At 57.0% G+C, this 14043-nt stretch carries 11 protein-coding genes; 7 read left to right on the forward strand and 4 right to left on the reverse strand.

Annotation, left to right across the window (positions count from 1 at the left end):
- The first annotated feature begins 18 nt into the window (after positions 1–18).
- Positions 19–2394 (forward strand): glucose/quinate/shikimate family membrane-bound PQQ-dependent dehydrogenase, encoded by a 2376-nt coding sequence (locus ACUTQW_RS08695; protein WP_006326305.1) that lies wholly within the window; start codon positions 19–21, stop codon positions 2392–2394.
- Between the two features lie 196 nt (positions 2395–2590).
- Complete coding sequence (locus ACUTQW_RS08700; RefSeq protein WP_006326306.1) at positions 2591–3163, forward strand: hypothetical protein; 573 nt, start codon at positions 2591–2593, stop codon at positions 3161–3163.
- Positions 3164–3242: 79 nt separating this feature from the next.
- Here ACUTQW_RS08700 and ACUTQW_RS08705 read toward each other — a convergent pair whose 3' ends face one another.
- The gene (locus tag ACUTQW_RS08705) at positions 3243–4499 is read right to left on the reverse strand and encodes an MFS transporter (RefSeq protein WP_020439301.1); all 1257 of its coding nucleotides are present in this window, start codon (positions 4497–4499) and stop codon (positions 3243–3245) included.
- Positions 4500–4578: 79 nt separating this feature from the next.
- Complete coding sequence (locus tag ACUTQW_RS08710) at positions 4579–5886, reverse strand: alpha-glucosidase/alpha-galactosidase (protein WP_006326308.1); 1308 nt, start codon at positions 5884–5886, stop codon at positions 4579–4581.
- 199 nt (positions 5887–6085) lie between these two features.
- Between ACUTQW_RS08710 and ACUTQW_RS08715 the strand changes: the two genes are divergently transcribed.
- Positions 6086–6925 carry an AraC family transcriptional regulator gene (locus ACUTQW_RS08715; RefSeq protein WP_004946410.1) on the forward strand — a complete coding sequence of 280 codons (840 nt, stop codon included), beginning with the start codon at positions 6086–6088 and terminating at the stop codon, positions 6923–6925.
- A gap of 3 nt (positions 6926–6928) precedes the next feature.
- Here ACUTQW_RS08715 and ACUTQW_RS08720 read toward each other — a convergent pair whose 3' ends face one another.
- The gene (locus ACUTQW_RS08720) at positions 6929–8398 is read right to left on the reverse strand and encodes an EmmdR/YeeO family multidrug/toxin efflux MATE transporter (protein ID WP_062792451.1); all 1470 of its coding nucleotides are present in this window, start codon (positions 8396–8398) and stop codon (positions 6929–6931) included.
- Positions 8399–8673: 275 nt separating this feature from the next.
- Here ACUTQW_RS08720 and iolE point away from each other — a divergent pair, with 275 nt between their 5' ends.
- The 3 genes from iolE to ACUTQW_RS08735 are packed head-to-tail and all read left to right on the forward strand — an operon-like array spanning position 8674 to position 11804.
- Positions 8674–9594, forward strand: a complete 921-nt coding sequence (gene iolE / locus ACUTQW_RS08725) for a myo-inosose-2 dehydratase (RefSeq protein WP_064799876.1) — start codon at positions 8674–8676, stop codon at positions 9592–9594.
- A complete protein-coding gene (locus tag ACUTQW_RS08730; protein WP_006326312.1) occupies positions 9591–10763 on the forward strand; it encodes a Gfo/Idh/MocA family protein in 1173 nt (390 codons plus the stop codon). The genes iolE and ACUTQW_RS08730 overlap by 4 nt, the downstream gene beginning before the upstream one ends.
- 9 nt (positions 10764–10772) lie before the next feature.
- Positions 10773–11804 (forward strand): Gfo/Idh/MocA family protein, encoded by a 1032-nt coding sequence (locus ACUTQW_RS08735; RefSeq protein ID WP_006326313.1) that lies wholly within the window; start codon positions 10773–10775, stop codon positions 11802–11804.
- A gap of 34 nt (positions 11805–11838) precedes the next feature.
- Here ACUTQW_RS08735 and ACUTQW_RS08740 read toward each other — a convergent pair whose 3' ends face one another.
- Complete coding sequence (locus ACUTQW_RS08740) at positions 11839–12846, reverse strand: Gfo/Idh/MocA family oxidoreductase (protein ID WP_006326314.1); 1008 nt, start codon at positions 12844–12846, stop codon at positions 11839–11841.
- Positions 12847–12950: 104 nt separating this feature from the next.
- Between ACUTQW_RS08740 and ACUTQW_RS08745 the strand changes: the two genes are divergently transcribed.
- Positions 12951–13970, forward strand: a complete 1020-nt coding sequence (locus ACUTQW_RS08745; protein ID WP_004946422.1) for a LacI family DNA-binding transcriptional regulator — start codon at positions 12951–12953, stop codon at positions 13968–13970.
- Positions 13971–14043 lie beyond the last annotated feature (73 nt).

Below are 14043 nucleotides of genomic sequence, written 5' to 3' on the forward strand. Positions count from 1 at the left end.
TTTGGTAAGGATAATACTATGCAAAATAAAGCGTCATTGTCGCCGCTCGTCATCATAACGGCACTGTTCGCCGTGTTGAGCGGGCTCTATCTGCTGGCCGGGGGCATCTGGTTGGCTAAGCTCGGCGGTTCGTTGTACTACATCATCGCCGGGGTAGTATTGCTGGTCACGGCCTGGCTGCTGTTCCGCCGCCGCGCCACCGCGCTGTTGTTGTACGCCCTCTTCCTGCTCGGTACCACGGTCTGGGCGCTGTGGGAAGTCGGCCCGGATTTCTGGGCACTGACGCCGCGTCTGGACGTCACCTTCTTCTTCGGCCTGTGGCTGGTGTTGCCCTTTATCTATCGTCGGCTTATCGCCAACGGCAAACTGGCGTACGGTGCTTTGAGCATCGCGCTGGTGATCACCGTGGGCGTTCTGGCCTACGCGGTGTTTAACGATCCGCAAGAGATCCACGGCACCCTGGAACCGGCGCAGGCCAAAGCCGAAACGGATGCGTCTGCCGCAGACTGGCCGGCTTATGGCCGCACGCAGGAAGGCACGCGCTATTCCCCTCTGAGCCAGATCAACGACAAAAACGTGGGCCAACTCAAGGAAGCCTGGACCTTCCAGACCGGCGACCTGAAGACCGCCAACGATCCGGGTGAAATCACCAACGAAGTCACCCCGATTAAAATCCGCGACACGCTTTATCTGTGTACGCCTCACCAGAAGCTGTTCGCGCTGGATGCCGCCACCGGTAAAGAGAAGTGGAAGTTCGACCCTCAGTTGAAATTCAACCCGACCTTCCAGCACATCACCTGCCGCGGCGTGTCTTACCATGAAACCACCGCAGCGGCCGGCGCAACGGCAGAAACCTCTCCTGCACAGTGCGCACGCCGCATTATCCTGCCGGTGAATGACGGCCGTCTGTTTGCTCTGGATGCGGAAACCGGCAAGCCTTGCGCCGATTTCGCCAATAACGGCGAGTTGAATCTGCAAAGCAATATGCCGTATGCGACTCCAGGCCACTATGAGCCGACGTCGCCGCCGGTGATCACCGATAAGGTGATTGTCGTTGCCGGTGCGGTTACCGATAACTACTCCAACCGCGAGCCTTCGGGCGTGATCCGCGGGTTTGACGTCAACAGCGGCAAGCTGCTGTGGGCCTTTGATCCGGGCGCCAAAGATCCGAACGCCATCCCGGCGGACGAGCACCATTTCACGCCGAACTCGCCGAACTCCTGGGCGCCTGCCGCCTATGACGCTAAACTGGACATTGTCTATCTGCCGATGGGCGTCACCACCCCGGATATCTGGGGCGGCGACCGTACGCCGGAAATGGAGCGTTATGCCAGCGGCCTGCTGGCGCTGAATGCCTCCACCGGCAAGCTGGCCTGGTTCTATCAGACCGTGCACCATGACCTGTGGGACATGGACGTGCCGGCTCAGCCTACTCTGGCGGATATCACCGACAAGAGCGGCAACAAGGTGCCGGTGATTTACGTACCGACCAAAACCGGCAATATCTTCGTGCTGAACCGCACCAACGGCGAGTTGGTGGTGCCGGCGCCAGAAAAACCGGTCCCGCAAGGCCCGGCCAAGGGCGATCGCTTGTCACCGACCCAACCGTTCTCCGAGCTGACTTTCCGTCCGGAGAAAAAACTGACCGGCGCGGATATGTGGGGCGCGACCATCTACGACCAACTGGTCTGCCGGGTGATGTTCCACAGCCTGCGTTACGAAGGCACCTTCACTCCGCCTTCCGAGCAGGGCACGCTGGTGTTCCCGGGCAACCTCGGCATGTTCGAATGGGGCGGCCTGTCTGTCGATACCGACCGTCAAATCGCCATCGCCAACCCGATCGCCCTGCCGTTCGTTTCCAAACTGATCCCGCGCGGCCCGGGCAACCCGATTGAACCGCCAGCCGGCGACAAAGGCGGCAGCGGCACCGAAGCCGGCGTGCAGCCACAGTATGGCGTGCCGTTTGGCGTGACCCTGAACCCGTTCCTGTCGCCGTTTGGTCTGCCATGCAAACAGCCGGCATGGGGTTATATTTCCGCCGTAGACCTGAAAACCAACGATATCGTGTGGAAAAAACGCATCGGTACCGTGCGCGACAGCTCTCCGTTGCCGCTGCCGTTCAAGATGGGCATGCCAATGTTGGGCGGACCGGTTTCTACCGCCGGTAATGTGTTCTTCATTGGCGCAACCGCAGACAACTACCTGCGCGCCTTCAGCGTCACCAACGGTGACAAACTGTGGGAAGCACGTCTGCCGGCCGGTGGCCAGGCAACGCCAATGACCTATGAGGTTAACGGCAAGCAGTACGTGGTGATTTCCGCAGGCGGACATGGCTCCTTCGGCACCAAGCTGGGCGACTACATCGTCGCTTACGCTTTGCCGGACGAGAAATAATCGCTAAGAGAGCCCTACCCTGGAGCACGCCATCCGGCGTGCTCTATCCCCCGCCCGCAGCGCCCCCGAATCTCAATACGCAATAAATTCCCCCCTCAGACAGCAAACGGATGAACATCCGGTGCGCCAGACCGTGCAAACCGCTGCCGACACATCGGCACTGTGCCATAATGCGCCGCCGAAGGGAGGGCGATAAATGGACATCATTCTACTGCGTCACGGTCAGCCGAACATCGATACCGACAAGCTGCAGCGCACCCACGAGATGCGCGCCTGGATCGATCAATACAATCTTGCGGGCATCGCCGATACGCCGCCCGAACACGCCAGGTCGCTCACTTCGCAACCCCGGTATGTCGTCGCCAGCACCCTGCCAAGAGCCTTGGCTTCCCTGGCTTTGCTGGGCCTGCCCCCCCACGAGAGCGACGCCCTGTTCTGCGAAGCCGAGCTGCCGGTTTTCTCTGTACCGCTGTTACGTTTACGCCCCTTGCATTGGGTGGTGATTTTTCGCCTTCTGTGGCTATGCGGCTACGCGAAAAATGTCGAATCCTTGTCATCAGCCAAAAAACGCGCCGCGGCCGCCAGCGGCAAACTGGCCGATCTTGCGGCGGCTCAGGGGGCAGTACTGCTGTTGGGACACGGCGTAATGAACAGCCTGATTGCCAATAAATTGAAGAAGGCCGGCTGGAAGCTGCACAGCCAGTCAGGCAACAGCTACTGGAACGTCAAGGTGTATCGGCTTGCCGACCCCTTAACGACATCTGCCTGAATGACTGCCAACAAATACATAGCCCCTTCAGCCACAGCAGCTTGGGGGGCCACAAGCACAACACCTGATGCAGTGTTCGCTATCTCACCGCCAGCGGCAGTGTGCCTTCCCCCTTCAATACCCGCGCCTTGCCGGTCAAGGAAAAGGCCGAGATCAGGGTAAACAGCAACGCGATGCAGCCAAGGATCAGGTAAGAGGTTTTGAAGCCGTAATTGACGTACATCATCCCCGCCGCATAGGACATGCCGATGGCCGACAGTTGTTTGAAGAAGCAAAAGCCCCACAGGTAGATCGACGCGGAAAGGTTAACGTTAAATTGGGTGGTGATGTATTTGAAGATGCCCACCAGCAGGAACGGCACCTCAAACATATGCAGGGTTTTGAGGACAATCACCGCCGTCACCGAGTCCGCCTGCGACGAACCTATGATCCGCACCGACATAATCACCCCGGCAATCAGCAGCGCATTCTTGCCGCCGATGCGGTTGATGATCAACGGCGCAAAGAACATGATAAAAGCATTAAGAAACTCGCCCAGCGTGGTGACATAGCCAAATGCCTGGGTACCGGCATGCCGATCGCGGAAAAACGAGGTGAAGAAGTTGGCGAACTGCTGATCAAACACATCGTACACGCAGGCCACCCCGACGATATACATCACCAGACACCAGAATTTGCGCATTTTCAACAGCCCCAGCGCCGCTTTGAGCTTGATGGGATTGTGGTTCAGCGCCAGGCCGTCCGCCACCGCCAGCGTGTTGTTCTCTTCCGGCTTGAACAGGTAAAGCAAGCCCGCCAACACCAGCGCGAAACTCGAGGCCAGCCAAAACGCGAATTGATTGTTAATGGTAAACATGTAGCCGACGATCGAGGCGCAGATCGCCCAGCCGATACAGCCAAACAACCGGGCGCGACCATATTCGAACTGGCTGCGGCGGCTCACTTTTTCGATATAGGCTTCAATCGCCGGCGAACCGCCGCTGCACACCAAACCGAGATAAATGCCGCACAGCAGCGCGCCCAGCAAAAAGTTGCTTTGCAGCAGCGGCGAGAACACATAGATAAACAGCGGAGCCAGAAACAGCAGCAGGAAGATGATCATCCACAGCAGGTGTTTCTTCAGGCCAAACTTGTCGGTGACGAAGCCAAAAATCGGCTGGAACACCAGGGCAAACAGCGCCATGCCGGCGAACACCAGCCCGGTTTGTCGCTGATCGAGATGATTGACGTCATGCAGCCAGATCGGAAAGAACGGCAGCACCGCGCCCATGATAAAGAAATAGAAAAAACAGAAGGCACCGAAGATCCAAAAGTTCTTGTTTTTCAAATAAAACATGGCTCACCATCCCATTTTTAACGGCGCGGGAAGCCCCGCGCCTTGTGCGTTTTGAGGAGGTATCGGGGTAATGCGGCGATTAATGGTAGGCGGGAAGCCAGTTGCCGTGCGCTTCAATCAGTTCGTCGCACAGCTTGCGGATATCATCGATAGAAAGCTCGGCTGAAGTGTGCGGATCCAGCAACGCCGCATGGTAGATCGCTTCGCGTTTGTGCGTGACCGCCGCTTCGATGGTCAACAGTTGGGTGTTGATATTGGTGCGGTTCAGCGCCGCCAGTTGCTCCGGCAAGTTTCCGACGTAGCAAGGCGTGATCCCCTGCCCATCCACCAGACAAGGCACTTCGACGCAGGCCTCCGCGGGCAGGTTGGTGATCAACCCGGTGTTGAGCACGTTGCCGCCAATCTTGTAAGGCCGATCGGTCTCCATCGCTTCGATGATGTAAGAAGCATATTCGTGGGTACGGCTGTGGGTGAGGCTGGCGTCATGGGTCAGCGCCACTTTCTGTTGCTGCCATTGTTCAATCTGCTCAATACACCGGCGCGGGTATTCATCCAGCGGAATATTGAAGCGCTCAATCAGTTCCGGATAATTGCGTTTGATCCAGTAAGGCATGTATTCGGCATTGTGTTCTGAAGATTCGGTCACGTAATAGCCGAAGGTTTTCATGATTTCATGACGCACCATGTCATCATGCTTGCCCTGCAAGGCATTGGCGCGGCGCTTGATTTCCGGGTACAGGTCTTCGCCGTGGCGGCGAACGTCCAGCAGCCAGGCCATATGGTTGATGCCCGCGATGTGGAATTGCACGTCGTCGGTCGGCATATCCACGCTTTTCAGCAGCGTCTCGGCGCAAACCTGAACGCTGTGGCACAACCCCACGGTTTTCACTTCGGTATGGCGCAGCATGGCGCCGGTTATTGCCGCCATCGGGTTGGTATAGTTCAGCAGCCAGGCGTCCGGGCAGACCGCTTCGATATCCCGGGCGAAATCAAACAGCACCGGAATGGTGCGCAGCGCGCGAAAGATACCGCCAATGCCCAGGGTATCGGCAATGGTCTGCTGCAGGCCGTATTTTCTGGCAATGGTGAAATCGGTAATGGTGCAAGGATCGTAGCCGCCGACCTGGATGGCATTCACCACGTAATTGGCGTTTTTCAATGCTGCACGGCGGTTTTCTACGCCGAGGTAAGGGGTAATCTTCGCCCTGCCCGCATTGGTATTGCGGTTGATATTGCTCAGCATGGCTAAGGATTCGTTGAGACGGGCGCTGTCGATGTCGTACAGCGCAATATCCACCTCTTTCAATGCCGGCGTCGCCATGATGTCGCCGAGTACGTTCTTGGCGAAGATGGTGCTGCCCGCGCCCATAAATGTCACTTTAATCATCGTATTTCTCCGCTGCTGCCGTTGTCGATAAGCTGAAATTACCCTGCAACGCCGGCACGCGATATGGATGAATGTGACCTTTTTATGGCGAAAAATGACGCACTGCAAAAAGTGTGAGCCAGGTCGGGATCTGGTCATATCCCGGCGGCTCCGCTGCAACTACACTGATAAAGTGGAGATAAAACGGAGGCCATGACTGATGCACAAGAGTTTCACCCTCAATCGCACCGACAATATTGAGCTGAACCTGTACCAGTATGGGGAGGAGAATTGTGATAAAGGCCACAGTTTTGGCCCCGCCGTGCGCCAGCACTATCTATTCCATTATGTGATAAGCGGGACCGGCGTGCTGCACAGCGAATACGGCTCGTTTCCCGTCGTGGCAGGAGAAGGTTTTCTGATCCATCCGCACGACGTAACCACCTACTGCGCCGACAAAAAGGATCCCTGGCATTATATGTGGCTGGAGGTCGACGGGCTTATCGCCGGCAAGATTTTCGAAGAATGCCATCTGAGCCGTCAATTCCCAATTTATCGGCCCAACCTACAGGACGATAACGCCGACGCCCTGGGCTACCTGCGACAGATCGTTGCCCAGGGCGATGAGCATCGGCTGAAGGTGCTCGGGCTGAGCTACCTGTTTTTTTCCGCATTAATCGGCAATAGGCTGCAGGGCACGGCTGCACATCCCGATGACAAGGCGCAGCATCTGCGTAAAGCGGTCAAACAAATTGAAAACCGCTACCATGAACATTTGACGATTGAGAGCCTGGCCGCCTACTGCAATATCAATCGCAGCTACCTGTGCCGGCTGTTCAAAAACGCCTACGGCATCGGCCCCAAGGAGTATTTGCTTAATTTTCGCATGAGTATCGCCGTCAGCCTGCTGAGCAATGGCCCTACGGCGATCAAAGTGGTGGGTATTTCGGTCGGCTATGAAAACCAGTTGCACTTTTCCAAAGCCTTCAAGCAGGTGCACGGCGTATCGCCGGCCAGATGGCGGCAGGAAAACCTTCAGGCACCGCAGCCTGGCAGGTGACGTTCAGCCCCCCGTTCGTCTGGCGCGGGGGATTGCCTGCTCCGCAACCTCTTCTTGTTTTATACGCGGGTATTTCCACAACCAACGCCCGCTGACCATGCGCCAGTAGAAGAGCGCACCACGCACCGCCCAATCCATAAACATGCCGAGCCAAACGCCGACCACGCCCATGCCCAACACAATGCCCAGCGTGTAACCCGCCACCACGCGGCAGCCCCACATGCCCAACATCGACACCCACATGGCAAAGCGGGCGTCGCGCGCACCTTTCAACCCGGCGGGCAGCACCCAGGAGGCGGCCCAGATTGGCATAAAGGCGGCGTTGAGCCAGATAAGCACTTTCACCACCTCTTTAACATCGTCCTGCCGGCTATAAAACGAAGCGAACACCCCGGCCAGCGGCGCCGTTCCCCAGGCGATAGCCGTCAGCCCAATCGTCGCCAGCCAGAAAATGTGGCGCAGTTGCCGCTCCGCCTGGGCTATCTGCCCTTTCCCCAAGCGTTTTCCCACGATAATGGTCGACGCCGATCCCAGGGCGTTGCCCGGCAGGTTAATTAACGAGGCGATGGAAAAGGCGATGAAATTACCGGCAATGACGTTGGTCCCCATGCCGGCGACAAACATCTGGGTCAGCAATTTGCCGCCGTTGAACAACACCGATTCGATGCTGGCGGGGATGCCGATCCCCAGCACTTCCCAAAGGATGTTCAGTTTTAACGGCGTAAAGTAGCTTTTCAGCGTGATGTGCAGCGCCGGGTTAAACCCAATCATCAGCACGTAAATAATGGCGATGGCACCGATATAGCGGGAAATGGTCAGCCCCAGCCCGGCGCCGACAAAGCCCAGCCCATGCCAGCCCAGCATGCCGTAAATCAGAATGCTGCTGATGATGATGTTCAGGATATTCATGCCGCCGTTGATCAGCAGCGGGATCTTGGTATTGCCCGCCCCGCGCAGCGCGCCGCTGCCGATCAGCGCAATGGCGGCGGCCGGGTAGCTCCACACCGTAGTTTGCAGATAAGAAAGCGCCAACGCCTTGACCTCCGGGGTGGCGGCGCCGGCGATCACGTCAATAATCTGCTCGCCCGCCAGATGGATGCCCACCGCCAACACCAGGGCGACCAGAGTCATCAACACCAACGACTGGCGCGCCGCCGACCGCGCTCTTTTGCGATCCCGCTTGCCGAGGCTGAAGGCCACCACCACCGTGGTGCCCAGATCCACTGCGGCGAAGAAAGCGATAATCACCATATTGAAGCTGTCCGCCAGCCCCACGCCGGCCATCGCTTCCTTACCGATCCAGCTCACCAGGAAGGTGCTTAGCACCCCCATCAGCAAGACGCAGGCGTTCTCCATAAAGATCGGCACCGCCAGCGGCGTGATCTCACGCCAGAACAGCACACGGTAGCTTTTTCGTTTGGCATACCAGGGCGTTTTTTCCACGCGCTGACGCAGGGCGGCAAGTAAATTCAAGATGAACTCGGATAAAAGTGAAACAACATTTCAAAGGATGAATGACAGATCGTTATCCTGCAAAGAATTTTTTGTAAGAGAGGTTCTGAAAAATACGCGGCGGATGGGAGGGGTTTTATCGCTGATTGAACGCCACGTCACCGCCGTACCCCGTTAACCGTTTTTTCGTAAAAATTGCCGATATCAAGGCTGATGGAATTCCATCATCAATCCCATACCCCTCTCTTCAGGTGGCTGATTATAGTGACGCCATCACGACGACAAGGAGAGCAGCAATGGCGTTTTCCCACCTGAAACTGGGCGTTAGCCCGCTGTGCTGGACTAATGATGTATTAGAAGATCTCGGTGGCGATATTCCTCTGACGACATGCCTGCAGCAAGCAGCGCAGGCGGGCTATCAGGGTATAGAGCTGGGCCGCAAATTTCCGCGCAACGCGCATGAATTATCCCCCCTGCTTGGCGCAGCAGGGCTGCAACTCGCCTCCGGCTGGCATAGCGGTTTTCTGGCCGATCGCAGCCTGGATGATGAGCTCGAAGCCGTGCGCCCACATGCACAACTTTTGCAACAATTGGGCGCCAACGTCATGGTCTACGGTGAATGTGGCCAACTGCCGCATGACGCGCCTCTCGATGACCCCATCTCTTTGTCCCCCGCGCTCAGCCGCATCGACCTGACGGCCTATTGCAACAAACTGAATGCTTTCGCCGACGTATTACTGCGCGATTTCGGCCTGAAACTGGCCTACCACCATCATCTGATGATGCTGGTAGAACATGACGATGAAGTGCAGGCATTTCTTGCTCAGACACAAGATAACGTGGGGTTGGTATTGGATTCAGGCCATGCCTTTGCTGCGGGCGTTGACATGGCATCGGTATTGGAAAAATACGGCCATCGTATCTGCCATATTCATCTGAAAGATGTGCGCCCGCACGTGCTTCAGCGGCTCTACGGCGAAGATCTCAGCTTCAACGATGCCGTACGCGCCGGATTGTTTACCGTGCCGGGGGATGGCGGCATCGACTATGCCCCCTTGATCCGTTTCGTCGAATCAAGCGGCTATCGAGGCTGGTTAATTGTAGAGGCCGAACAAGATCCCGCGACCGCACCGCCGCTGGCGACGGCCAGCCGGGCATTCAAATGGGTGAGCGAACATTTTCCTGTCAATACCCCCCTCAAGGGAGACGCGCGATGAACAACCGGTTAAACATTGGTCTGATTGGCTCTGGTTTCATGGGGCAGGCGCATGCCGACGCGTATCGCCGCGCAGCGATGTTCTATCACAATCTGCCAAAACGTCCGTATCTCTATGCGTTGGCCGATCAAAACCAGACGATGGCAGAGACCAATGCCGCCAAATTTGGCGCAGAGAAAGCCTATGGCGATTGGCGTGAGTTGGTGAACGATCCGCAAGTGGACATCGTCGATATCACCTCCCCCAACCATCTGCATTATGAAATGGCAATGGCGGCGATTGCGGCGGGTAAGCATGTTTACTGTGAAAAACCCCTGGCAGTCAGTGAGCAACAAGCGCGTGAAATGACCACTGCGGCAACGCAAGCCGGAGTGAAAACCATGGTGGCCTTTAACAACATAAAAACGCCCGCCGCGCTGTTGGCCAAACAGATTATTGAACGCGGTGACATAGGCACCCCCGTTCGTTTCCGTGGCACCTTTGACCAGGGATTTTACAACGATCCCCTCCTGCCCTGGTCCTGGCGTTGCTCGAAAACGCTGGGTGGCAGCGGCGCTCTGGGCGATCTGGGCGCGCACACTCTCTCCGTAGCGCAATTCCTGATGGGCGGTGTCCGTCAGGTGACCGCCAATGCACAAACCTTCATGACTAAACGACCGGTGCCGCAGGCTGATGCCGGCTATGCCAGTAAAGTCGACGGCAGCGCAGAATGGCGCGAAGTGGAAAATGACGATCAGATACAGTGTCTGGTGAATTTTGACAGCGGCGCCTCCGGCGTGATTGAAGCCTCGCGCATTGCTGCCGGGCGCATTTTTGGCGTCTATTGGGAAGTCTCAGGCACTGAAGGGACCCTTTACATGGACGGTGAGCGCTTCAATGAACTGCAGGTTTACCGTTTTAACGATCACAAACACGATCGTGGTTTCAAGACGTTGTATGCCGGTAGCCAAATCCCCTCCTACTCCGGTTTCTTTGGTTTCGACTTTGGCGGCGGCGGCCTGGGTTATTTCGATGTGAAAGTTATCGAAGTCCATGATTTGGTTCAGGGGATTTGCAGCGACGGCGATTGTTATCCCAACTTCGCTTTCGGTCTGGAGAACCAACGCATTCTGTCCGCCATTGAGACCTCAATGGCTAATCATTCCTGGATTGACGTGATAAAAGAGTAAGGAGCCGCTATGTTTCCCTCTGTCTTGCCCACACCTCGCAGCCAACCTGCAGCCTCTATTCCGTCACTACGATGGGGCATTATTGGCCCCGGTTGGATCGCCGAACGTTTCGTGAAATCGCTGAAAGAACAGAGCCGGCAACGGATACTGGCCGTCGCTTCCCGCTCCCAGGAAAAAGCAGATCGCTTCGCTGCAACCTGGGGCATTCCTTTGGCATATGGCGATGCGAATGACCTGCTCGCTCGCGATGATATCGATGCTGTCTACGTCGCTACGCCGCATAACCATCATTTCCCGGATGGCTGTCGGGTGCTGAGAGCGGGCAAACATGTCCTGATCGAAAAGCCCTTCGCGCTTAACGCCCGCGAAGGGGCTGCGCTGCAAGAGCTGGCACAGTTGCACGGCAAACTGGCGATGGAGGCGATGTGGTGCGATTACCTACCCAAATATGATGTCATCCGTCAATTGCTGGAAGACGGCGTATTGGGCGATGTGCACACGTTACTGGCCGACCATGGCGAGTTTTTCACCCCCGACCACCGTATTTTTAACGCGGATTTGGCCGGTGGCCCAATGATGGACCTAGGCAGCTATCTGGTCTCATTCAGCGTCCTGATAGGCGGTGCTCCCCAAGAGATTATTGCGCGGGGTGAGCCGGCCCCGGGCGGGATCAATGGCCAAGCCTCAATGCTGTTCACCCATGACCGCGGGCTGCACAGCGTACTGAATACCACGCTATTCAGTAACACGCCGGGCGGCGCCGTCGTGGCGGGACGAGATGCAACCCTCACCCTTGATGGGCAATTCTATGCGCCGGGTCACTTCTCGTTGACCGCCAGCCAGGGCGGAAAAACGCTGCATTGGGAAGAGCCGCGCAACCGCTACACACAGCTGTTCCATCAAGCGGAACATTTTGCCTGGTGCGTCGGTCAGGGGGTAAATGACTCGACGATTCGGCCGCTAAGCCAGGTGCTGACAACGTTAAAAGCCATGGATGAAGTGAGACGTCAGATGGGCGTGGTTTTCAACGAGGAACGTTGAGCCGGTAGCCCCACCAATGGGGCTACCCTAAGGATTAGGCCAATTGCTCCACAGCGACAAACTGCCCGGTTCGCAATGAAGTAACGGCCGCTTCGGCGATGGCTTGCGCTTGCAGGCCATCCAGCAACCCCGGCAGATCGGGCACGGACTCACCAGCCAGATGGCGAACAAAGGCATCCAGATGCCTGTAATAGGTATCTTGCACCCTGCTGAACCAATCTCCCCACAGCCCCGGTTGAATGCGCTGGTTACCGCGCCAGAGTGTAGCGCCCTGTGGCGACTGACTGCCTGACTCCAGCGCGCCTTCCGGCCCCATCAGATTGATTCGCTCGTCATAGCCGTGGCCGGTACGCCGAGTGTTATCCAGTTGCGCCAAGGCTCCCGACTTCATCCTCATCATCAGGACAGAGGTATCGACATCCCCAAACTCGGCGATTTCCGGCAGTGCCAGCGCAGCGCCCATCGCAGCGACAGTGTGAACTTCCTCTGCGGTGAGAAAACGCAGCAGGTCAAAGAAGTGGATCGCCTGATCACGCATCTGCCCGCCGGAGCTGCGCAGATAACTGACCGGCGGCATTTCAGAGGCTCGGCACACCATCTGTATCAGCTCAAGGTTACCGATGACGCCTTGCTCCACCTGGCGTCGCAACTGTTGATGGCTGTGATCGAAACGCCGGTTGAACCCCACCGTTATAGGGACGTTTAACGGCAAGACTTTTTCCACAACCTCACGGGCACGGGACAAAGACAGGTCGATGGGTTTTTCGCAGTAAACCGCTTTGCCGGCGCGGGCAGCGGCTTCCAACAATTCCGCGTGCGACGGCGTAGCGCTGGCGATCAAAACGGCATCGATGGCATCGCTGTTAATCGCGTGCGCAACCGCCACCGCGCGAGCGCCGTACTGGCTTGCCAACGCCTCGGCGCGGCTGTGATCGACATCCGCCACCATCGCCAATTCCGTTCCTGGGTGCCGTACAATGCTGGCCGCATGAACCTGTCCGATAAATCCGCTACCAAGTAAAGCAAAACGTTGTTTAGCCATTCTTTTCTCTCCAGAAAATGCGATTAGACGTTGTCAAAATACCTGTGATAACTACACTGACTAAACATCCATTTTGATGGACATCCATCATTCAGAGAGAGACGATGAAGAGTATCTCGCTTGAAACGCTGGCTAAGCAGATTGGCGTGGGCGTCGCCACTGTGGATCGTGTATTAAACGAGCGAGGGGGCGTATCTCCGGCGACCACGCGTAAAGTGCTTCAGGCTGCGCGTGAGGCCGGGTTGAAGCGGATTCTGCCGGAGGAGCATCGTTTCCCGTGGCAAATCGAAGTTTTCCTCAGCGCCAACGACGCCTTCTTTTTTCAGCAACTGGCGCAGGATTTTGCGCACGTTGCCGATGTACTGGGCTATCGCCGCCTGACGCTGCATCGAACCTTTGTCCCGGAGTCCCGGCCGGAAAAACTGGCGCAACTCATCGTCAACGGCAGTAAAAAAAGGCATGCGCTGATCGTCTTCGGCAATGAACATCCGGCGATATACGATGCACTGGAACAATGCCGGGAAAGAAATATTCCCGTGATTACCTTAGCGACCGACCTTCCGGGTGCCGCCCGATTGTGCCATGTCGGGATAAACCAGTTACAGGCGGGGCGCACCGCCGGGATGATGATGGGCCGTATGGTGCAACAGACTGGAGAGATCTTGGTGCTCAGCGGGCGCACCGATTACAGTGCCCACCGCTTGCGTATTCAGGGATTCCGTGAGGTGCTGGCGCAACACTTTCCACAATTGCAACTGCGTGAACCCTTGGCTGGGCAAGAAGACCGCGCAACCATCACGCGCCTGCTGGAAAAGTCGCTCAGCCAAAACGGCAACCTGGCCGGCATTTACAATACCGGTTTGGGGAACACGCAAGTCGGCGAAGCGTTGGCGCGTCATCGTCGCTACGGGGCATGTTGCTGGATCACGCATGAACGTTATGCCACGACGCGCGAACAGTTGGCAAAAGGTGGGCTGGCGTTAACGTTGGACCAGAATACCCGCCAGCATGCCCAACTGGCGATCGACCTGATTTTACGGCACCTCGAACAGGGCATCCAGCCCCATTCCTACGCAGACGGCAAGGTCGATTTTATTCTCTATACCTCAGAGAATGTCGAATGACCGCTCTTCAGAACGCCCACTTCACAGTGCCCGACCTTAAGCTCGCCCATGGCTTAACCCCGGCCATCGTTTC

Source organism: Serratia sp. TSA_7, assembly GCF_052692135.1.

Excerpts from the sequence above, each read along its gene's own strand:
- iolE (WP_064799876.1), top strand. The coding sequence starts at position 8,674 with ATGGCGTTTTCCCACCTGAAACTGGGCGTTAGCCCGCTGTGCTGGACT.
- ACUTQW_RS08745 (WP_004946422.1), top strand. The coding sequence starts at position 12,951 with ATGAAGAGTATCTCGCTTGAAACGCTGGCTAAGCAGATTGGCGTGGGC.
- ACUTQW_RS08735 (WP_006326313.1), top strand. The coding sequence starts at position 10,773 with ATGTTTCCCTCTGTCTTGCCCACACCTCGCAGCCAACCTGCAGCCTCT.
- ACUTQW_RS08695 (WP_006326305.1), top strand. The coding sequence starts at position 19 with ATGCAAAATAAAGCGTCATTGTCGCCGCTCGTCATCATAACGGCACTG.
- ACUTQW_RS08730 (WP_006326312.1), top strand. The coding sequence starts at position 9,591 with ATGAACAACCGGTTAAACATTGGTCTGATTGGCTCTGGTTTCATGGGG.
- ACUTQW_RS08715 (WP_004946410.1), top strand. The coding sequence starts at position 6,086 with ATGCACAAGAGTTTCACCCTCAATCGCACCGACAATATTGAGCTGAAC.
- ACUTQW_RS08700 (WP_006326306.1), top strand. The coding sequence starts at position 2,591 with ATGGACATCATTCTACTGCGTCACGGTCAGCCGAACATCGATACCGAC.
- ACUTQW_RS08705 (WP_020439301.1), bottom strand. The coding sequence starts at position 4,499 with ATGTTTTATTTGAAAAACAAGAACTTTTGGATCTTCGGTGCCTTCTGT.
- ACUTQW_RS08740 (WP_006326314.1), bottom strand. The coding sequence starts at position 12,846 with ATGGCTAAACAACGTTTTGCTTTACTTGGTAGCGGATTTATCGGACAG.
- ACUTQW_RS08710 (WP_006326308.1), bottom strand. The coding sequence starts at position 5,886 with ATGATTAAAGTGACATTTATGGGCGCGGGCAGCACCATCTTCGCCAAG.